This window comes from Candidatus Phycosocius bacilliformis (assembly GCF_003112735.1).
Classification (GTDB): Bacteria; Pseudomonadota; Alphaproteobacteria; order Caulobacterales; family Aquidulcibacteraceae; genus Aquidulcibacter; species Aquidulcibacter bacilliformis.
Genome location: NZ_BFBR01000017.1, coordinates 1 through 860 on the forward strand (window position 1 = coordinate 1; position 860 = coordinate 860).

1 protein-coding gene is annotated in these 860 nt (G+C 53.8%); it reads left to right on the forward strand.

Features of this window, described 5'->3' with window-relative positions:
• Positions 1 to 221: 221 nt before the first annotated feature.
• The coding region (locus tag PbB2_RS15815; RefSeq protein ID WP_145959886.1) for an IS110 family transposase at positions 222 to 860 on the forward strand (639 nt) is incomplete at its 3' end.

Here is an 860-nt window from a genome sequence, read left to right on the forward strand (position 1 = left end):
TCCGGGATTGTCTGTTTGTGATGTGTCAGTATGGTTGGGCTGGTTAGGCAATTTGGTGGGTGGCCGCCCACCAAATTGCCGACGTTGGTACGACCGTGCCGGGATCGGGTTTGAGGCCCGTTGTCATCGAGGTCTGCCAGCGTCACCAGCTTTGAACAGCTTGTTGACTTGATTGGGCTAGCTTTTGGCTAAGCCCGCAGACAATCCAAAGCGAGGCAAACATGATCCAGAACGACGAGAAAGTCGAGGGCCGCATCATCATTGGTGCGGACGTTGCAAAAGCCAACATCGTGCTGAAACAAGTGCGAGACGGTCGCCCGGTCTGCGCCGGGGTGCAAACTATAGCAAACAAAGTCGCTGATATTACAAAGGCTCTGATCACTCTCGGCCAGATTGATTTGATCGTTTGTGAAGTCACCGGAGGCTATGAACGCCAGCTTCTCGAAGCTGCTACCAAGCTCTCAATCCCCATTCACAGGGCTGATGGTGCCAGGGTGAAGGCCTTCATCACCTCCCATGGCGTGCGAGCAAAGACCGATGCAATCGACGCTTATGGTCTTGCACTCTACGGCCAAGATCGGTTCAGCTCTCTTCCGCGCTGGACACCGCCGGACCCAAAACGAGAAAAACTTCAATCCCTTGTCAAGCACCGCCAAGCGCTCTTGGATCAACGCACAATGGCCACCAACCGCTTCAAGGCCCCAGGTAGTCACCATATCACTGACTTCCTCAACGCCGAAATCAGCTTTATCAACACCCAAATCGATAAGATCGAGCAACAGATCGCTGACCTTATAAAGTCCGATCCACGCATCAAAGTTCAAGAAAAGCGCCTGCGCGCCATCAAAGGCATCGGCCCC